Source organism: Agrobacterium larrymoorei, assembly GCF_037722385.1.
Classification (GTDB): domain Bacteria; phylum Pseudomonadota; class Alphaproteobacteria; order Rhizobiales; family Rhizobiaceae; genus Agrobacterium; species Agrobacterium larrymoorei_C.
Window position 1 is genome coordinate 418,009 of the sequence record NZ_JBBKAQ010000020.1, and the last position, 19,811, is coordinate 437,819.

Below are 19,811 nucleotides of genomic sequence, written 5' to 3' on the forward strand. Positions count from 1 at the left end.
CTGTCTCCGTGACAGAAATCAGGCAGAAGCGCGTGAGCGCGACGAAGAAGACACGCCAGTCCGGTATCCTGGGCTGGCTGGATCTCGTTGACGAGCAGGAATGAAGGAACGACAGGCTGCCATGCACAACAGCAAAATCCCGGTCATCACACCCCGCAATGCCAAGATCGAAGCTTCGGCCGGTGCGCCCTTCGAAGCCATCCGGGTGGCTCGCGATGTGCTGCTGACGTCACGAACCTGCGGTCTGGCAACTCTCGATCCCGCAAGCGGCTACCCCTACAGTACCGCCACCAATATCGCCGTCGAGGCGGATGGAACGCCGTTCTTCTTCGCCGCGCACCTGGCGCTTCATGCGCGCAACATCGAGGCCGATCCCCGCATCTCGCTGGTGCTGGCTCCTTTCAACAAGGGCGACGCCCTCACGCTGCCTCGGCTGACACTGGTCGGCAGGGCGGAACTGATGAGCGATCGTGAAACACCACTCGCTAAAGCGCGCTATGTCTCGCGCTATCCCAAGGCCAAGCTCTACCTCGCCTTGCCTGACACCCAACTCTATAGCATGAAGATCGACGGTGTGCAGATCAATGGCGGCCCTGCGCGCAACGCCAGCAACATCACCGCCGAAGACCTGCGGACAGATCTCTCAGGCGCGGACGCATTGATGAGCGCTGTCGATGACGAGATTGCCCGCATCAACGCCATCAAGGGCGAAGCCCCGAGGATTGCCATCATGGCAGGCAAGAAGCCCGGCGCGTGGAAGGTAACCTCGATCGATCCGGACGGCGTCAATCTGGCGTCGTCACAGGATCTGGCACGGCTGTGGTTTACCGAGCGGGTCACGAACTTGAATCAACTTGCCAAGGCACTGACTCAATCTGAGAATTGATCAGGCTAAACTACTCAAAGAAAATAAGTTTTCTCTTATACGAACTTAGCCCTTTAGACAAAAAAGCCGGCCCAATGGACCGGCTTTCAAAACATCTATCGACTGACGATCAGATCGCGGCGGTAACGATGAACTCGACCTTGTAGTCCGGCGTCGCAAGGGCTGCTTCGCTGGTGGCGCGCGCCGGAGGGTTTGCCGGATCGATCCAGCCTTCCCAAACGGCATTCATTTCGCCGAAGGTGGACATGTCGGAGAGGTAGATGATCGTCTGCAGGATCTTCGACTTGTCGGAGCCAGCCAAAGCCAGCAGGCGATCGACTTCAGCCAGCGCGGACTTGCTCTGTTCGGTCACGGAGGTGCCTTCGCCAACCTGGCCTGCAAGGTAGACGGTGTTGCCGTGAACGACGGCGCCGCTCATGCGCTTGCCGGGTTCGATGCGCTTGATGCTCATGGGAGTACTCCTGTTTTTTAGGCTTTAGATAATCGACACGGGATCAACCGCGCAGATGATGGGTTTTTTCGTAGATGGCGGTCGAGCGCGCACCGGAGCGGCAGTAGCCGAGCATCGGACGCTGCAATTCATCCAGAGCATCCACCATACCGGCAACGGCATCGGGATCGACACCAAAGCGGCCGACCGGCACATGCATGATTGTGATGCCAAGCTCTTCAGCCCGTTCGGCGATATCGGCAAAACGCGGCTGGCCTTCCTCCTCGTCATCGGGGCGATGGCAAACGATGGATTTGAAACCGAGCGCCTTCACCTCATCAAGGTCAGCCACGCTGATCTGCCCGGTCACGGAGTAGTCATCATCGATACGCCTGATATCCATATTCTATCCTCCGACAGGTGACGGCGTCACGGCTTTCAAGGCGCCGCCAAATTCTCAAAATCTGCATCCGATGTAAGGGGTTGAGCCGGGTGCGTCAATGACAGGCTATTCCATTTAAACAGCCGATCAGAGAATAGAAAAGCGCAAACCATAGGTACGGCTTTCGCCGGGTTGCAGCACGTTGAACTCGCCCGCCTCTTCCAACTCGGCTCTGTCCACCCAACGATGGGAAACCGGTTCTATGCCGAGCACGTTTGCCGGCGCCCTCTGGTTTCGCCACATCTGCAGATAGGGCAATGTATCGGTTCGAAACGAGACCTTAAGGCTACGACCGCCTATCGAGGCAATCGGTCCGAGTATCAACGATGCCCAGCCCTTCTCTGCCTGCGCCGGAACACAGAAAACACTGCCGGGCTCCTCGCCGAAGCGCCAGCCAAAGCCGCCGTTTTCGAAAGATGTACTCTGCAGTTGTACGCCGTCATCGAAGAGCTTTGCAGCGACGTTCATGTGATACATCAGGAAGGTGGGCCGGGGGTGATCGCTGGTATTCGTTACGCGATCCTCCAGGCTCACCTCTCCGCTTGCACCATCGATTCGCCACATCCGCTCGAGCAGCGCTGAGCCATCGTCCGCAAGCACGACCGGAACCCGCGCCGCGGCTTCGGCATTACCGTCAACGACAGACCAATGTGTGATCTCGGCCGGATGAGAGGAAAAGGAGCCATGCAAAGGATATCTCCGTCCAGTTGCATCTCCTACGATCAGCTGAGGGTGGCGAATATGATCTGGACCGCAGGTGAACAGAAACCCTTCAAGCGAATGATCGATGCGCGGGTCGCCGTCGTCCGGAATGGCGCGCTCGGGCGCGATATTGACGCCATCGACGATGCAGGGGCCGATATCGAGAACGGAGGTTTCGTCGAGGAAAACGGACGGCGATTTTCCAGCTTTAAGTTCTCTCATCAACGGCTCCTTCCAAGCAAATCTGTAGCGCAGTCGAAACTGGTTTGTTCTGCGCGAATGCGTAAAATATGTGATCCCATTGACGCCCACCTCACGCAAAAGCTACCGGAACGTCCAGAAATTAAGATTGCATTAACCGCGAATTCACCTTTTTCACAATAGGGTCAAGATTACCGTGTGTTTATTGGGACTAACCCAAGGGATCGCAAGAACGTGAAACTATTTATTAACGCCGTGTTCTGTCTCGCAGTCGCAGCGTCGCCGGTGCTTGTACCGTCGAACGCCTCTGCACAGCAGCGCTATGTCACTCAGGAGCAAGGCGTTCTGGTCGCGCCAGACGGCAGCGTTCTCGACTATCTGCCGAACCCGAACGACGTGGTCATCAGCCGCGACCGCATGGGGCGTACCGTCTATTACGACCGCTATGGCAATCTGGTCGGCACTCAGATGCCGGGCGGCGCTCAACAGCAACGACAGGCGCCCCGAGATCCCTATCAGGCACAGCGCGACCCTTACTATAGCGAACCCGACACCTATTACCCACCACCGCCTGGTCGTTTCCGCGAGCCTGAGCAGCCGCGCCGAAGCTATGGCTATCAGGAAAACCAACGCTATCAGGGCGAAGGCCAATATCGCGACTATCGCGAGTTTCGCAATGATGGAAGCGATGACGGCGTCTATACCGGCTCAGTCGAGCCGCGTCGTGGCGATGTTGAAAGCGGCCCTTTGAGCCAGCCGATGCCAGGGGAAAGCACCACAGCCGCTGTGCCGCAGCCGGACCATCTGATCGAGCGCAACCAGCCGGTCACCGCACCGGTGAACCGCTCGCGCCAGGAAATCGTCGCTCTTCAAGTCTTTCTTGATCGCGAGGGCATTTCGCCAGGCGTCATCGACGGAAAGATGGGCGATAACGTCAACAAGGCCATTGCCGCCTGGCAGGAAATGACCGGCGAGCGGCTGGACCCGAACAATACCGACGACATTCTCGAACGCCTGCGCAACAGCGGCGGCATGGCGATCGTCGATTACACGATCACCGCAGCCGATGCGGCGGGTCCCTATGTCGCCTCCATTCCGGATGACTATGCCGCCAAGGCGCAGCTTCCCGCCATGTCCTACACCTCCACAACGGAAGCGCTCGCCGAGCGCTTCCACATGGATGAGACCTACCTGAAAGAACTCAATCCCGGCGTCGATTTCACCGTTCCCGGCACGATCATCAAGGTTGCCAATCCGGGCGAACCGAAGAAGGGCCAAGTGGCTCGCATCGTGGCGCATAAGGGCATCAAGCAGGTTTTCGCTTACGATGAGAGCGGCACGCTCATCGCCGCCTATCCGGCAACCATCGGCTCGTCGGACACGCCATCCCCAAGCGGCACCCATACGGTGGAGCGTATCGCGCTCAATCCCGGCTACACCTACAATCCGAAGATCAACTTCCAGCAGGGTCAGAACACCCAGGTCTTGCAGATTCCGCCAGGCCCCAACGGCCCTGTGGGGACCGTGTGGATCGCGCTGTCCAAGCCCACATACGGCATCCATGGAACGCCCGAGCCATCCAAGATTGGCAAGACCAACAGCCATGGCTGTATCCGCCTGACCAATTGGGATGCCACGGAGCTCGCCAAGATGGTCCGCCCCGGTGTCGTGGTCGAATTTGCCGAATAGCATTGTGTCTCATTGAACAAAAATCCCCGGCTAGGTCATAGCCGGGGATTTTTCGTTTAAGCGGTTGTTTGCCTCAGCAGATGACCGAAACCATCCAGAGCTTCAGCCCAGCCTCACTGCGCGCTGTTCACTTCTCCGTTCTGTCAGGAAGAAGCCGAGAGCCATGACCGGCAGCGCGAAACCCAGCCAGGACGCCGCAGTCCACTGCCCGTGGGAATAGGCCCAGCCGCCAAGCGCCGATCCCAAAGCGCCACCCATGAAGAAGGTTGCCATAAAGACGCCATTGAGGCGGCTGCGAAACTCTGCCCCAAGCGAAAAGATGGCGCGCTGGCTCAGCACGAGGTTGGTGGTGACGGCGAAGTCCAGAATAATGGCGGCGACGACGAGCAGCGCCAGTGACAGATGCGATCCTTCCGGCGCGATATGCGTGATGAGGAAGGATGTCGCAGCAGCGGTGAGCGCAAAGAGCGTAGCCCCCCACGTCCAGCCGCGATCGGCAACACGTCCCGCGATGGGAGCCGCGATCGCACCGGCCGCACCCGCCAAGGCAAACAGCGCGATTTGTCCCTGCGTTAACTGGAAAGCCGGGCCGCTGAGATAAAGAGGCGTGGTCGTCCAAAACAGGCTGAAGGCCCCGAACATCGCGGCCTGATAGGCTGAGCGCCTCTGCAGGATCGGTGTCGTGCGCGCAAGGTCTGCCATCGACGCCAGGAGCGCGCGATAGGGTAGCTTCGCGTCCGGCATGCGCCGTGGCAATTGACGATAGAGCACAAGTGCCAGAACGCCCATCGCCACCGCAGAGATCAGGAAGACGCCACGCCAGGAGACAAACTCCGAGAGAATGCTGGAGACCGGCCGCGCCAGCATGATGCCGACCATCAACCCGCTCATGACATTGCCGACGACACGTCCGCGGATGGCATGGGGCGTCATATGGGCCGCAAAGGGCACGATCATCTGCACGGCAACCGAACTGACACCGACGAGGAGCATTGCCAACAGAAAGGGACCGGCGTGCGGAGCAAGTGCCGCCGCAACAAGAGCCAGAATCGCTGTCGCAACGGTCCCAACGATCAGCTTGCGGTTCTCGATCAGATCGCCGAGCGGCACCACAAAGAGGAGCCCAAGACCATAGCCGATTTGTGTCAGCGTCACGATCAATCCGGTGGCCGCAGATGAGAGGCCGAGTTCAGGACCGATTACACCCGCCAGCGGCTGCGCATAATAGAGGTTTGCCGCCACGAGCCCACAGGCACTCGCCAGCAAAAAAATCATGGCGGACGACATCGTCTCTGCCGCCGCTTCATTCGTGTCGATAGCTTTCAAAGCCATAACGTCACTCCAAATTAGGAAACAATCATTTCCAAATTGAACAAAAAATCAATCGAAAATGCGCATGGCGGCATCGACGACCGACGACATATCCTCCCGTGAGGGGCCGGTCTTGCCGACAACCCGCATTCCATACAGCAGGCAAAGTGCCGTCTTGGCCAGAACGTTCGCATCGCCCCGACCTGTAACAGAGCCGTCCGCCTGCCCTTGCCGCACAAGGCGGGCGAGTATCTTCTCACGCGCCTCGATGGCGCTCCTCACCACGCGCGCCACATCGGCATCGAGCGACGCCAGATCGGCGACAGCCCCGACGATCAGGCAGCCCTGCTCACCGGACGAGCCCGCCGAGTTACCGGCATAAAACTCCATCGCCGCCCTCAGCCTTTCGCGGCCGTTTTTACCCGCCTGCACCTTGGCCTCGAACCGCTTCGTCTGCACCAGCTTGTAGCGCTCGACGGCAGCGATATAGATATCCTTCTTGTCTTTGAACGCCTTGTAGAGACTACCCTGCGTCAGTTCCATCGCCTCCGTCAGATCGCCCACCGAGGTGGCATGGAAGCCGCGCTTGGAAAACACGCCAATCGCCCTGTCGATAGCGGCATCGACATCGAATTCACGCGGCCGGCCGCGCTGGCGATTGGGTAATACTGAGGGAGCAATCTCTGTCATGGTTCGAGATATAGGAAATGATCATTTCCAAATCAAGCGAAAAGATGCATTGAATAGCGCTCCGTCCATTCAGTCGACAAACGCTACGTCGGGGCGCGCTAAGCGTCACCGCCAACGAACGAACGGTGACACTCCCAATATTGGCGGGAAATTAGCTCGAGCGTCGCAAGCGGACGCTTAAGCAGCCCTGCGGCCGAACCTGAAATCCCGACCCGAACGAACGACACGTGCCGGGAGAAGAGCCAGCAGCTCGGCCGCGAAGAGCCGCACATTCTCCAGCGCCTTGTCGACATTGCTGACCTTTTGACAGTCGAGTGCTGCAATTGTGCCGCCGTGATCGAAGATGTCGCGAAATGCGGCGCGTTCGGCAATCGGCGTATTGAGAACGCGGACATTGCGTTTTTCAAGCAACATCTTGACCTGAAGCAACGCGCGGGTGCTGACCATGGCATTCACACGGGTCAGCACGACCGAATGATCGATCTTCCGGCCCATCTTCGTGTCGAGAAATGCGAGGTGATCCATGACTTCCGCAGCACCACGCGCGTCCATGGCCGATCCCTGCACGGGGATCAGAACATGATCTGAAATGCCGAGCGCCATCGTCAAGAGCGGGCTCTTGGTGCCAGGCAGATCGATGATGAAACAGTCGGTATTGGAACGGTTCTCACGAATATGGCCCTCCAGCGAGGCCATCGTCACGTTTGATATGACACTGAGATTGTTGATCGAGCCGGAGATTTCAAACCAGTGCGAAATCCAAAGCTGCGGGTCGGCATCGAGAACCGTGACGCGGTGGCCGGTGCGGGCCAGTTCCGTTGCGAGCAGAAGAACCGCTGTCGTCTTGCCTGCCCCACCCTTGGTATTGGCGAATGTAATGACTGTCATATGGACCCCGAAATGTCAGAGCCTAGGAAGTGCGATGCTCTGGAACGCACCGAAGCATGGTGCTTGAGAGAGTGTTAACCAATATGGTTAACAAACTGGAAACGCGACGGAATGGCGCCTGCGCCGGCACCACGTCCACATCGGACCGGCGCGACTGAACTCGCCATCAGTCTCCACGCCTCGCAGCGTCAATCACCGCGACATCGATCTTTTTCATCGTCATCATCGCTGCGAAAGCGCGCTTGGCCTCTCCTCCACCGGCTGCCAACGCTTCGAGCAGCGTGAGCGGCGTGATCTGCCAGGAAATGCCCCACCGGTCCTTGCACCAGCCGCACTCGCTTTCCTGCCCGCCATTGCCGACAATGTCGTTCCAGTAGCGATCGGTCTCTTCCTGATCGTCGGTTGCGATCTGGAAGGAAAATGCTTCGCTGTGCTTGAAGGTCGGGCCGCCATTCAGGCCGATGCAGGGAATTCCTGCGACGGTGAATTCCACCACCAGAACGTCACCTTGGCTGCCACTCGGATAATCGCCCGGCGCACGTGTAACCGCGCCAACCGAACTGTCCGGAAAAGTCTCGGCATAGAACCGTGCCGCAGCCTCGGCGTCTTTGTCGTACCAGATACAGACCGTATTCTTGCTCATGATCCTTCCTCCCGTGGAAGAAAGGATCATAGCGCGTCTATGAGAATATGGCGATATTGGAGGATGGAGCCTGCACTTTGGTACCGGCAGGAAATGGACAACGCGGGACGCGTGACGTCCCGCCTCCATCAATCAGAAACAAGCCTCGAACAAGGCCTTGGTGTTCTCCAGCGTCATCTCGACCGGGTTACCACCGCAGCTTGGATCTTTGATCGCCTCAGCTGTCAGCTCGTCGATCCGATCCGGCTTGATGCCCATGGCCGTGAGGTTGTCCGGCACGCCAAGCTCCTTGCGAAGCTCCAGCACGTAATCGTAGAATCCGTCGAACCCGCCCTCAATGCCGAGATAGGCCGCCGCACGCGCGATCTTGTCTTCGATCGCCGGGCGATTGAAGCGCAGCACGGCAGGCATCACCACAGCATTCGTCATGCCGTGATGGGTATTGTAGACAGCCCCAATCGGATGCGAAAGGGAATGGATCGCGCCGAGCCCCTTCTGGAAGGAAACCGCACCCATGGCGGCTGCCGCCATCATGTTGGTGCGCGCTTCGATATCGGTTCCGTCCTTAAAGGCGCGTGGCAGGAATTCCTTGATCAACCGCATGCCTTCCAACGCAATACCCTGGCTCATAGGGTGGTAGAAGGGCGAAGAATAGGCCTCAAGGCAATGGGCAAAGGCGTCCATACCGGTGCCGGCGGTGATGACCTTCGGCATGCCGACGGTCAGTTCCGGGTCGCAGATGACGATGCCCGGCAGGAATTTCGGATGGAAGATGATCTTCTTCACATGGGTCTTGGAGTTGGTGATGACGCTGGCGCGCCCCACTTCCGAACCGGTACCGGCCGTCGTCGGCACCGCCACGATCGGTGCGATCCCGTCCGAATTGGCACGTGTCCACCAGTCGCCGACATCTTCAAAGTCCCAGACCGGGCGCGTCTGTCCCGCCATGAAGGCAACCGCCTTACCGAGATCAAGACCCGAGCCGCCGCCAAAAGCAACAACGCCATCGTGACCGCCATCCTTGAAGGCTTTCACACCCGCATCGAGATTGATCTCGTTCGGGTTAGGATCAACGTCGGAGAAGATCGCACGGCCCAGACCGCCTTCATCGAGAATATCCAGCGCGTGGCCGGTAATCGCCATGCCCGCAAGACCGCGATCCGTCACCAAAAGCGGCTTCTTGATGCCGAGCGTCTTGCACGCATCGGCCAGTTCCTTGATGCGGCCACGCCCGAGCTTGATAGGGGTCGGATAGCTCCAGTTTGCGACGATATTCATTTCGTAACTTTCTTCAGATGGTATGATTTCGGACGGGTCAGGTTCTGGAAACCGATGACGGAAAGCGAGCCGCCGCGTCCGGTTTCCTTGACGCCTGTCCAGCAGAGCGCCGGGTCGAGATAATCCGCCCGGTTCATGAAGACGGTGCCCGTCTCGATCTCGCGACCGATGCGGCCAGCGCGTTCGGCATCCTGCGTCCAAAGCGACGCGGTAAGCCCATACTTGCTGTCATTCATCAGCCTTATAGCTTCCTCATCGTTCTTCACCTTCATGATGCCGACAGCCGGGCCAAAGGTCTCTTCCGTCATGAACTCCATGGAGTGGTCGACATCAATCAGAACTTGTGGCGCGACATAGGCGCTCTCGCCATCATCGGCTGCAAACAACTTCGGATCGACCAGCGCCTTGGCACCCTTGGAGACCGCGTCGGCCACCTGTTGGCGCACCACCTTGGCGAAACGCTTGTTGGCCATCGGCCCAAGCGTCGTCTCCTGCTCCAGCGGGTTGCCAAGCTTGTAGTTTGACACCCAGGCAACCGACTTTTCGACAAAGGCGTCGAAGAGTGCTTCATTGACATAGATGCGCTCGATACCGCAGCAGCACTGGCCGGAGTTATAAGTCGCCCCATCCATCAGCGTATCGACCGCCGCATCAAGGTCGGCATCGTCCATCACATAGCCGGGGTCCTTGCCGCCAAGCTCCAGTCCAAGACCGGTGAAGGTGCTAGCCGCTGCGCGCTCGATGGCGCGCCCGCCTTCCACCGACCCGGTGAAATTGACGAAGTAGAACAGCCCTTCTGAGATCAGCGCAGATGTCGTCTGGTGATCGAGGAAGACATTGACGAACACATCATCGGGAACACCAGCTTCCACGAAAGCACGCACCATGCGCTCGCCGACGAGAAGCGTCTGCGCCGCATGTTTGATAACGACGGTGTTGCCGGCCATCAGCGCGGGCGCCACCGTGTTGATCGCCGTCATGTAAGGGTAGTTCCAGGGCGCGATGATGAAAACCACGCCGTGGGCTTCGCGCTCGATACGGCGTTCGAAATTGCCGCTATCCTCGATGACGAGCGGGGCAAGCGCATCCGCAGCAATCGAGGCGACGTAGTTGGAGCGCTCGTTGAAGCCCTTGAACTCCCCGCCATAGCGAACCGGGCGGCCCATCATGTGGGCCAGTTCCGGCACCACCTCATCGGCCATCTCATTGAGGTGTGCCACACCCTTCAAAACCAGTTGAACCCGTTCTTCCAAAGGACGGCGTGCCCACGCTTTTTGTGCAGCCCGCGCTTTCAACACGGCGCCGCGCGCCGCATCCAGCGACATCGCCTCCCGTTCGGCATAGACCGAGCCGTCGATCGGCGAGATATTCTGGATCATGACCATGATGTGTTCCTAGCCTGTTATGCTCTTTCGAAACCGCGGGCGACTTCCCAGTCGGTCACGCGGCGATCATATTCTTCCTGTTCCCACTTTGCGGCGCGCACATAGTGGTCGATCACGTCGTTCCCGAAGGCCGCGCGCAGCATGGCGGAACCATTCAGGTGATCCGTGGCGTCGCGAAGCGTTTTCGGAATCTCCCGAATTTCCTTTCCCCCATAGGCGTCGCCGACGAATTGCGGCTCAAGTTCCATCTTCTTCTCGATGCCGTCAATGCCCGCCGCAAGCAACGCTGCCATGGCAAGATGCGGATTGAGATCGGAGCCACCGACACGGCACTCGATGCGGATGCCCTTGGTGCCATCGCCGCAAAGACGATACCCGGCCGTCCGGTTATCCATGCTCCAGACTGCCTTGGTCGGCGCGAATGTACCGGCCATGTAACGCTTGTAGGAGTTGATGTAAGGCGCGAGGAAATAGGTGATCTCGCTAGCATGTGCGAGAAGCCCCGCCACATAGTGCTTCATCATCTCAGACATGCCATAATCGGCGTCCTTATCGAAGAACTTTGATGTCTTGCCGTCCAGGCTCCAGAGCGACTGGTGGATGTGCGAGGAGCTGCCAGCCGCGCTGTAATTCCATTTGGCCAGGAAGGTCACAGCCTTGCCCTTCGACCAGGCGATTTCCTTTGTAGCATTCTTGATGATTGCGTGGCGGTCGGCCATGGTCAGCGCGTCGGCATAGCGCACGTTGATTTCTTCCTGACCGGCGGAGGCCTCGCCCTTGGTGTTTTCCACCGGAATGCCGGCCCCCTGCAAGCCGTTGCGGATGGCGCGCATCACCTCCTCTTCCTTGGTGGTCTGGAAGATGTGGTAGTCCTCATTATAGGCGCTGGCCGGATTGAGATTGCGATAGCCGCTGGCGCGGGCCGACTCGAAACTTTGGTCGAAGAGGAAGAATTCCAACTCGCTTGCCATATAGGCTTTCAGCCCCATGGCCTCGAGCCGGGCGACCTGGCTTTTCAGCATGGCACGCGGGGAATGCGGCACTTCGGCATGGGTAAGATGATCATAGGCATCACACAGAACAAGCGCTGTCCCTTCCAGCCACGGCACCCGACGCAATGTCGCCATGTCCGGCTTCAGTGTATAATCGCCGTAGCCCTTCTCCCAACTGGTGGATTTGTATCCTGAGACGGTTTCCATCTCCATGTCGGTGGCGAGCAGATAGTTGCAACTATGGGTTTCCTCATGCGCGCTTTCGACAAAGAATTGCGCCTGAAACCGCTTGCCCATCAGGCGACCCTGCATATCCACGAGGCACGCCAGAACCGTGTCGATACGCCCTTCGGCGACATCCTTCTTCAACTCGTCGAATGTGTAGGTCGTCATGATGTGGTTGTTCCCTTTTTCGTGTTTGGTAAAGGGCGGCCTCACCTCAGCCGCCCTTTCTTTTCTTCAGACCGTCAGGCTTTCGCCGCAGAGGCGTTGAGTGCGGCCTGCTTGTGCTCCAGCGCAAACTCCTCCTCCGGCGATAGGATGAGACGATGGCGTCCGATGACAGCGAAATAGGCAATCGCCACGGCAAACCAGATCGCCACCCACAACACGCCCTTGCCGAAGTTCGGATCCTGCACCTGATAGAGCAGCGTCACGACAGCGATGATGATGGTTAGCACCGCACCCGGCACGCCAAGCGGCGAGCGGAACGGCCTTTCGATATGCGGTAGATTCTTGCGCAGAAGGATGAAGGAGATCGCCTGCATGATGTAGGAGAACATCGCGCCGAACACCGCCATGTTCAGCAGCACGCTGCCAATGATGCTGCCGCCCTGCTCTGCCCCCAGCGCAAACCAGATGATCATCATCACGCTCAAGCCGACGATCGCACCCGTCAACATGGCGACATGCGGCGTCTTGAACTTGGAATGGGTAATGGAGAGTGCCGTTGGAAAATAACCGGCCCGCGAGAGGGAATAGATCTGCCGCCCTTGCGCGTAGAGAATGGTGTGGAAGCTGGCGATCAGACCGGTGAGCGCCACGAGACCAAGCAGCACTACGCCGCTATCGCCATAGACCGCCTTGAAGCCATCGAGCAGCGGCTCGAGCGCAGAGCCTAGATGAAATGCGCCGACACCGGGAAGCGATGGGTTCAGCAGCACGATCATGAAGGCGGACACCATCAGCGTGATGATGCCAAGGATGATCCCCTTCGGCATGTCGCGCTTGGGATCGACGGACTCTTCGGCTGCCAGCGGCAATTGCTCGATAGCGAGAAACAGCCAGACGGCGAAGGGAAGCGTCGCAAGAACGCCTGAAATACCGAACGGGAAGAAGGAGCCATTGCCTTCGGGCAGTTCCACAGCCTTACCATCCGGCCCGACGCCGATATTCAGAGCCCAGCGGGAGAAATCGATATTGGGGATGGCGCTGATCCAGAAGAATACCAGAACCCCGAGCGAAATCAACGTGATGACCAGCGTGACCTTGAAGGACAATTCAAGACCGAAGACGTTGAGGCTGAGGAAGATGATGTAGAACAACACCCACAGAAGCGGCGAATAGGCCGGGTCGAGCCCGAGAATGGAATTCACATAGGCCGTGATGAAAGTGACGATGACGGCAGGCGTCAAAACATATTCGACATTCTCGCAAAGCCCGGTGATGAAGCCGCCCCATGGTCCCATCGCGGTACGAGCGAAGGAGTAAGCCGCACCAGTATGCGGCAGCGCCGGGCTCATTTCAGCAATGGAAAAGGTAAGCCCCAGATACATGATGGCGATGATGATACCCGCCACCAGCATGCCACCCCAGCCGCCAGTGGCGAAGCCGAAGTTCCAGCCGGAAAAGTGCCCGGAAATGACGGCGCCGACGCCGAGCGCCCAGAGCGACCAGACGCCCGCGTAGCGCGAAAGCCCTCGTTTTTCGAAATAGGATGCGTCCGCTTTCTTGTAGCTGACGCCGGATGATGAACTGTCCATGCCTTGTCTCTCCTGATCAAGAAAAAAGCAGGCAGTCAGCCGGATTGGCCGATGTTGCCCCAGTTCGGTGGAGAAGACCTCTTCCCCGCCGTATGCATCTGCTGTTCCCTTGCTGCGTGGCTGCGCCTGTTTCGGCGTTCTGGACCATGCGGCAGTCTGCTCTCCGGCGATGCCGGCATTTCGACGCGGCGCATAAAGGCAAGCGATCAAGCCAAATCCTGAATGCTCCATTTCAGTCATTCCAGGTACTTCCACAGACGAGAACGTGAGGTGTTCTCAAGGATATGCCTCAGTAGCGTCTGTGCGAGAGGGCCTTCGATAACCCCTCACCCAGAAATTTTGCGGCCGCGCGGCGGCCGGCCTCGTCCGAGATCAGATCATTACGCACCTCGATCATCACGTTGAGAAGCCCATCGGGAAGTGCATGAAGGCGAAGTGTATGGGTCACCCCGTCGTCTGGGCCATAGGGTTGATTGCGTTCGATCCTAAAGGGCGCAGGGTCGCTGTCTGAAAGCATATCATCGACAAGCCGTGCGTCCGTGTCGTGAAGCAGCCCGATCTGCACATCCCTGATGTTGCCATGATAGACAGGCGTGAAGCTGTGAACGGTGACAATGACGCTCTTCAGTCCAAGAATACGCCGCTTCTCGATCAGGCTGGAGATCGCTTCGTGAAAAGGAATGTAAAGCGCGGCGGTGCGTAAAAAACGCTCCGCCTCATCAAGATTGGCGTTCCCTGGGACGTCGTAGATTTCACTCCTGACCGGCATCGCTGAAGTGGACTCCGGCGGTCGATTGCAATCATAGATCAATCGCGAAAAGCGCTGGTAGATCAGCGTGGCATCGAGCTTTTGCGAAAGAAGCCTCGCGACTTCAAGCGCGCCGGGGTCCCAGGCAATGTGGCTTGAAAGAACTTGCTGCGAAAGTCCAAGATCACCGTAACGGGCCGGCAGCCGGTTGGAGGCATGCTCGCAGATCAGCAGGACCGGGCTTTTCCCGGCCTCGTTTTCCACTGCGACTGCGTCACCCTCGTCGGCATTGAAAAATTGCGAGCGAACCGTCATGGTCTAACCCCGTTTGATCTTGCCGTTCCCCAACGACGCGAAGAGAATTCTTCACATACCGGCAAGTGTCAAATGGTTTCTTGAAATTTTCTCTTCATTTTTCTGATTGACTCCAGCGCGGCAGCGTATCTTAATCTTCTCCAAAACCCGGTGACAAAACCGGAAAAGGGGAAAAATTTGAGCAACACGTCGTCTGCGACGGTGTCGGAGGTCATCCAGACCCACTATGAGGCTTTGACGCGCGCCGAACGGCAGCTCGCAGAAAGCCTGCTGGCGAACTATCCGGTCTCCGGTCTGGGTAGCATCACCACCGTTGCGGAGAATGCGGGCGTCTCCACCCCGACCGTTGCGCGCATGGTGCAAAAGCTTGGCTACAAGGGTTACCCGGAATTTCAGGCAAGCCTCCACCAGGAGCTGGAAGCCACGATTTCCAACCCAATTGCCAAGCATGACCGATGGGCAAGCAATGCACCGGGCTTGCATATCCTCAACCGCTTTGCCGCCGCCATTACCAACAATTTGCGCGACACTTTAAGTGATCTGGATACGGCTGATTTTGACAATGCCGCGACCCTCCTCTCGGACAGAAAGCGCGGCATCTATTTCGTCGGCGGGCGGATCACCGGTGCGATTGCGGAATATTTCTTCACCCATATGCAGGTCATCCGCCCGAAGACCGCACTGATGTCCTCAAACTCCAGTTCATGGCCGCAATATATGCTCAACATGAGCGCTGGCGATGTCCTGGTGATATTCGATATTCGCCGCTACGAGCAGGACCTGGTAACGCTTGCTCAGGTGGCGCATGAAAACGATGTGAGTATTCTCCTCTTCACCGACCAGTGGACATCGCCTGTGTCGCGCTTTGCAAAGCATACGTTTCGGGTGCGCATCGAGGCGCCGTCCGCATGGGACAGTTCGGTCGTCACCCTGTTCGTTGTCGAGGCATTGATCGAGGCGGTGCAAAGCAATGGATGGGATGAAACCCGCCAGCGCATGAACGCGCTTGAAGGCCTTTTCGAGCAGACACGCCTGTTCAGAAAACCTGATCGACGGTGACAAGCCGGACGGTCGAGACCGATCAAGTGATGAAAGGGAGAAGACGCAAGCAGAACGACAAATGTCGCAACCATTGCAACATGACAAAAAAGTGACGTAAAGATGGCAAGGAGGCTCAAACGGGGCTAGCGTGACCACAATCAGCACCCTTACAACCGTCACATAACATTCATGCAAGCCACGTACAGCGTCCGCCGACGCATGAGACACGAAGAGGAGAACCAAAGTGATCTCGCACAGCCGCCGACTGCTTTCGCTTACCACTGCAATCGTCCTTGCTACCACGGCAATCGCCACGGCAGCACCAAGTGAAGAACTTATCGCTGCCGCCAAAAAGGAAGGCATGTTGACGACCATCGCGCTGCCGCACGACTGGTGCGGATACGGCGACGTTATTGCCTCTTTCAAGGCCAAGTACCCGGAAATTCAGGTCAACGAGCTGAACCCGGATGCAGGCTCCGCTGACGAAATCGAAGCCATCAAGGCCAACAAGGACAACAAGGGCCCCCAGGCGCCTGACGTGATCGACGTTGGTCTGGCCTTCGGCCCGCAGGCAAAGAAGGACGGCCTTCTGCAGCCTTACAAAGTTTCCACCTGGGACGAAATTCCAGACAACGTCAAGGATGCCGAAGGCTACTGGTACGGCGACTATTACGGCGTCATGTCCTTCTTCGTGAACAAGGACCTCGTTACCAACTCGCCGAAAGACTGGGCTGATCTGCTGAAGCCGGAATATGCCGGTCAGGTCGCTCTTGCTGGTGATCCGCGCGCCTCCAACCAGGCAATCCTCGGCGTTCTCGCAGCTGGTCTCTCCACCGGCGCGAAGGATGGCAAGGAAGCTGGTGAAGCAGGTCTGAAATACTTCGCCGACCTCAACAAGGCTGGCAACTTCGTTCCCGTCATCGGCAAGGCCGGTACGCTGGCACAGGGCGCAACGCCGATCGTGATTGCCTGGGACTACAATGCTCTCGGTTGGGCAAAGACGCTGAACGGCAACCCACCGACAGAAGTCGTCGTTCCTGAAAAGGGCGTTCTGGCAGGCGTGTACGTACAGGGCATCTCCGCTTATGCCCCGCACCCGAATGCTGCGAAGCTATGGATGGAGCACCTCTACTCCGACGATGGTCAGCTTGGCTGGCTGAAGGGCTTCTGCCATCCGATCCGCTTCAATGCCATGGCTAAGGCGAACAAGATCCCGAAGGACCTGCTCGACGCCCTGCCGCCTCCGGCAGCCTATGAAAAGGCCACCTTCCCGACGCTCGAAGATGTCGATGCCAACAAGGCGGCCGTCACCGGTGGTTGGGACAAGGTCGTCGGCGCCAACGTCAAGTAACACGTCAAGACAAACGACCGCCCCGGTTATAAAACTCCGGGGCGGCTCGCTGCACATAAAGAATGAGACCGCGATGATCGCGGCATTGGGGACAGCATGTCATCAGCAGATACTGGCACAGCCCTGCCGGTGAAACGGCGCTATCGGCCGAAGCTCGAATGGCTCGGCATCATGCCATTCGCCATTTTTGTCCTGCTTTTCTTGATCATGCCGACGATGAAGATCGTCATCGGCGCATTTCAAGGCCCGGACGGCGGCTTCACCTTTGACAATATTATCGGGCTCTTCACACCCTCGATCCTTGCCGCCTACTGGATATCGATCAAGATCAGCGTTGCCTCCGCAGCGCTTGGTTGTCTGATTGGTTTTGCCGTTGCGTCCGCCGTCGTGCTGGGCGGCTTGCCGCAGACAATCCGCGCGCCGCTTTTGACCTTCTCCGGTGTTGCATCGCAATTTGCCGGTGTGCCGCTGGCCTTCGCCTTCATCGCCACCCTCGGCCCCGTCGGCCTCGTGACACTGTTCCTCAAGACCCAGCTCGGCATCGACCTGCGCGTGATGGGCTTCAACATCCTGTCTTTCTGGGGTCTGACGATCACCTATCTGTTCTTCCAGATCCCGCTGATGATCCTCATCATCACGCCGGCACTCGACGGGCTGAAGCGCGAATGGCGCGAAGCCGCCGAAATTCTTGGCGCAAGCGGCTGGCAGTACTGGCGCATGGTGGCCTTTCCAATCCTCTTGCCGTCGATCCTCGGCACCTTCTCGCTCCTATTCGCCAACGCCTTTGGTGCTGTCGCAACGGCAATCGCGCTAACCGGCTCCTCGCTCAGCATCGTCCCGATCCTGCTCTTTGCCCAGATCCGCGGTGACGTTCTCGGCAATGCGAATCTTGGCTATGCGCTGGCCTTCGGCATGATCGTCGTTACCTGTATCGCCAACACGCTTTACATCTGGATGCGCACGCGCAGTGAGAGGTGGCTGAAATGAAGCGGATTTTCGCCTGGGGCGCGCTCCTTTTCGGCGTTCTTTATTTCGCCCTGCCACTGATCGGCATGACAAACTTCTCGCTGAAGATGCGACGCGGCGTCTATTCGTTCGACGCCTATGCTGTGGTCTTGAGCGATCCGCGTTTTCAGGAAACCTTCACCTACTCGGTCGTCATGGCACTCGTGACCATCGTCTTCGGTGTGGTGCTGGTCGTTCCGACCGCTTACTGGGTGCGGCTGAAACTGCCCACGCTGCGCCCCGTCATAGAATTCATCACGCTGTTGCCACTTGTCATCCCCGCCATCGTCATCGTCTTCGGCTATATCCGGCTTTACAACACGTCCAGCTGGCTGCCGTTGACCGGCACGACAACGGGCACCAACCTGCTGTTGATGTTTGGCTACACGACGCTGGCGCTGCCTTACATGTACCGCGCCGTCGATACCGGTTTGCGCACCATCGATATCGGCACGCTGACGGAAGCGGCACAAAGCCTTGGCGCTGGCTGGACGACCATCCTTGCCCGTATCATCCTGCCGAACGTGCTGGTGGCTGTGCTCTCTGGCGCCTTCCTGACCTTCGCCATCGTCATCGGTGAATTCACCATGGCAGCGCTTTTGAACCGGCCGGCCTTTGGCCCCTATATGCAGCTTCTCGGCGCGAACCGCGCTTACGAGCCTGCTGCCCTTGCCGTGATTTCCTTCGGCATCACATGGGGTTGCCTCGGTCTCATCCAACTCGTCTCCCGCTACCAGAAGGGCGCGCCTCCCAAGGCCTGAAGGATTTCTAAATGAGCTTTCTGACACTCACGCACATCAAAAAGTCCTTCGGTCCCGTTCAGGTCGTGCATGACTTCAATATGGCCATCGAGAAGGGCGAGTTCGTCTCCTTCCTCGGCCCGTCCGGTTGCGGCAAGACTACCGTACTGCGCATGATCGCCGGCTTCGAGACCCCGAGCGATGGCGCAATCGTCATCAACGGTAAGGACCAGACGACACTTCGTCCCAACCAGCGCAACATCGGCATGGTGTTCCAGGCTTACGCGCTGTTTCCGAACATGAATGTCCGCGAAAACGTCGCCTTCGGCCTCAAGGTCGCGGGCAAGCCGAAGGCTGAAATCGACGAGCGCGTCAAGGAAATGCTGGCGCTGATCCATCTGGAACATCTGGCAGATCGCTACCCCTATCAGATGTCCGGCGGTCAGCAGCAGCGCGTGGCGCTTGCCCGCGCGCTGGCACCCAAACCGGAAGTCCTGCTGCTCGACGAGCCGCTCTCGGCGCTCGACGCCAAGATCCGCGTGTCGCTGCGCGAGGAAATCCGCCAGATTCAGCGTAAACTCGGCATCACCACCATCTTCGTCACACATGACCAGGAAGAAGCCCTGTCGATTTCGGATCGCATCGTGGTGATGAATGCGGGGCGCGCCGATCAGATCGGCTCGCCTTTCGAGATTTACAACAGTCCGGCTACGCGCTTCGTCGCCTCCTTCGTCGGCACGTTGAACCTGATCGACGCCACAGTTGTCGATGCTACAACGAGCACCGTTCTGATCGGTGACCAGAAGGTCTCACTGAAAAAGCCGCTTGCAAAAGGCAATGGCGAAAAGGTCACCGTTGCGCTTCGTCCGGAAGCGGGATCGCTCGCAGAAAGCGCAAAGGGCGATGTCGCCATTTCCGGCGTCGTTACCTCCAGCCACTTCTTGGGCTCGGTCATCCGCACCCGTCTCGATGTCGGAGGCAGCGTACTTTCCTTCGACATGTTCAACGATCCCGGCACGGCGCCACCTGCCATTGGCGAGCGGATCACGCTTCACTTCGCATCAGAAGATTTGATGATTGTAGCAGAGTAGC

The 19,811-nt window shown here is 58.3% G+C and carries 19 protein-coding genes; 7 read left to right on the forward strand and 12 right to left on the reverse strand.

Translation table 11 applies throughout. The features are described 5' to 3' along the window. The first annotated feature begins 121 nt into the window (after window positions 1–121). On the forward strand, window positions 122–886 hold the full coding sequence (locus tag WKI41_RS20965; RefSeq protein WP_340195504.1) for a HugZ family protein: 765 nt from the start codon (window positions 122–124) through the stop codon (window positions 884–886). A 109-nt stretch (window positions 887–995) separates the two neighbouring features. On the opposite strand, the gene WKI41_RS20970 is transcribed toward WKI41_RS20965, so the two are convergent. From WKI41_RS20970 to WKI41_RS20980, 3 genes are all read right to left on the reverse strand, one after another. After that, window positions 996–1,337 carry a RidA family protein gene (locus tag WKI41_RS20970; protein WP_062440491.1) on the reverse strand — a complete coding sequence of 114 codons (342 nt, stop codon included), beginning with the start codon at window positions 1,335–1,337 and terminating at the stop codon, window positions 996–998. 43 nt (window positions 1,338–1,380) lie between these two features. Then, complete coding sequence (locus WKI41_RS20975) at window positions 1,381–1,719, reverse strand: TIGR01244 family sulfur transferase (protein ID WP_340195361.1); 339 nt, start codon at window positions 1,717–1,719, stop codon at window positions 1,381–1,383. 126 nt (window positions 1,720–1,845) lie between these two features. Next, a complete protein-coding gene (locus WKI41_RS20980) occupies window positions 1,846–2,682 on the reverse strand; it encodes an aldose 1-epimerase family protein (RefSeq protein WP_340195362.1) in 837 nt (278 codons plus the stop codon). A gap of 213 nt (window positions 2,683–2,895) precedes the next feature. On the opposite strand from WKI41_RS20980, the gene WKI41_RS20985 reads away from it, so the two are divergent. Next, the gene (locus tag WKI41_RS20985) at window positions 2,896–4,350 is read left to right on the forward strand and encodes a L,D-transpeptidase family protein (RefSeq protein WP_340195363.1); all 1,455 of its coding nucleotides are present in this window, start codon (window positions 2,896–2,898) and stop codon (window positions 4,348–4,350) included. Between the two features lie 102 nt (window positions 4,351–4,452). Here the strand turns inward: WKI41_RS20985 and WKI41_RS20990 are convergent, their stop codons facing one another. From WKI41_RS20990 to WKI41_RS21030, 9 genes are all read right to left on the reverse strand, one after another. Further along, window positions 4,453–5,682 carry an MFS transporter gene (locus WKI41_RS20990; RefSeq protein ID WP_340195364.1) on the reverse strand — a complete coding sequence of 410 codons (1,230 nt, stop codon included), beginning with the start codon at window positions 5,680–5,682 and terminating at the stop codon, window positions 4,453–4,455. A 48-nt stretch (window positions 5,683–5,730) separates the two neighbouring features. Next, complete coding sequence (locus WKI41_RS20995; RefSeq protein WP_340195365.1) at window positions 5,731–6,351, reverse strand: TetR/AcrR family transcriptional regulator; 621 nt, start codon at window positions 6,349–6,351, stop codon at window positions 5,731–5,733. A gap of 177 nt (window positions 6,352–6,528) precedes the next feature. Then, the gene (locus tag WKI41_RS21000) at window positions 6,529–7,239 is read right to left on the reverse strand and encodes a ParA family protein (protein WP_340195366.1); all 711 of its coding nucleotides are present in this window, start codon (window positions 7,237–7,239) and stop codon (window positions 6,529–6,531) included. Window positions 7,240–7,405: 166 nt separating this feature from the next. Beyond that, window positions 7,406–7,882, reverse strand: coding sequence for a VOC family protein (locus WKI41_RS21005; protein WP_340195367.1), 477 nt, complete (start codon window positions 7,880–7,882; stop codon window positions 7,406–7,408). Window positions 7,883–8,014: 132 nt separating this feature from the next. Further along, window positions 8,015–9,160, reverse strand: coding sequence for an iron-containing alcohol dehydrogenase (locus WKI41_RS21010; RefSeq protein WP_340195368.1), 1,146 nt, complete (start codon window positions 9,158–9,160; stop codon window positions 8,015–8,017). Further along, window positions 9,157–10,545 carry an aldehyde dehydrogenase family protein gene (locus WKI41_RS21015; RefSeq protein ID WP_340195369.1) on the reverse strand — a complete coding sequence of 463 codons (1,389 nt, stop codon included), beginning with the start codon at window positions 10,543–10,545 and terminating at the stop codon, window positions 9,157–9,159. The genes WKI41_RS21010 and WKI41_RS21015 overlap by 4 nt, the downstream gene beginning before the upstream one ends. 17 nt (window positions 10,546–10,562) lie before the next feature. Next, on the reverse strand, window positions 10,563–11,930 hold the full coding sequence (locus WKI41_RS21020; RefSeq protein ID WP_340195370.1) for a glutamine synthetase family protein: 1,368 nt from the start codon (window positions 11,928–11,930) through the stop codon (window positions 10,563–10,565). A gap of 74 nt (window positions 11,931–12,004) precedes the next feature. Continuing rightward, on the reverse strand, window positions 12,005–13,519 hold the full coding sequence (locus WKI41_RS21025) for an amino acid permease (RefSeq protein ID WP_340195505.1): 1,515 nt from the start codon (window positions 13,517–13,519) through the stop codon (window positions 12,005–12,007). Between the two features lie 289 nt (window positions 13,520–13,808). Continuing rightward, on the reverse strand, window positions 13,809–14,582 hold the full coding sequence (locus WKI41_RS21030) for an N-formylglutamate amidohydrolase (protein WP_340195371.1): 774 nt from the start codon (window positions 14,580–14,582) through the stop codon (window positions 13,809–13,811). 177 nt (window positions 14,583–14,759) lie between these two features. Here WKI41_RS21030 and WKI41_RS21035 point away from each other — a divergent pair, with 177 nt between their 5' ends. From WKI41_RS21035 to WKI41_RS21055, 5 genes are all read left to right on the forward strand, one after another. After that, a complete protein-coding gene (locus WKI41_RS21035; protein ID WP_340195372.1) occupies window positions 14,760–15,641 on the forward strand; it encodes a MurR/RpiR family transcriptional regulator in 882 nt (293 codons plus the stop codon). Between the two features lie 226 nt (window positions 15,642–15,867). Continuing rightward, window positions 15,868–16,974 (forward strand): ABC transporter substrate-binding protein, encoded by a 1,107-nt coding sequence (locus tag WKI41_RS21040; protein WP_340195373.1) that lies wholly within the window; start codon window positions 15,868–15,870, stop codon window positions 16,972–16,974. Window positions 16,975–17,070: 96 nt separating this feature from the next. Further along, entirely contained in the window at window positions 17,071–17,961 is an 891-nt protein-coding gene (locus tag WKI41_RS21045) for an ABC transporter permease (RefSeq protein ID WP_340195374.1), read from the forward strand. Further along, window positions 17,958–18,740 (forward strand): ABC transporter permease, encoded by a 783-nt coding sequence (locus WKI41_RS21050; RefSeq protein ID WP_340195375.1) that lies wholly within the window; start codon window positions 17,958–17,960, stop codon window positions 18,738–18,740. Before WKI41_RS21045 ends, WKI41_RS21050 begins: the two co-directional genes overlap by 4 nt. An 11-nt stretch (window positions 18,741–18,751) precedes the next feature. After that, window positions 18,752–19,810 (forward strand): ABC transporter ATP-binding protein, encoded by a 1,059-nt coding sequence (locus WKI41_RS21055; RefSeq protein WP_340195376.1) that lies wholly within the window; start codon window positions 18,752–18,754, stop codon window positions 19,808–19,810. Window position 19,811 lies beyond the last annotated feature (1 nt).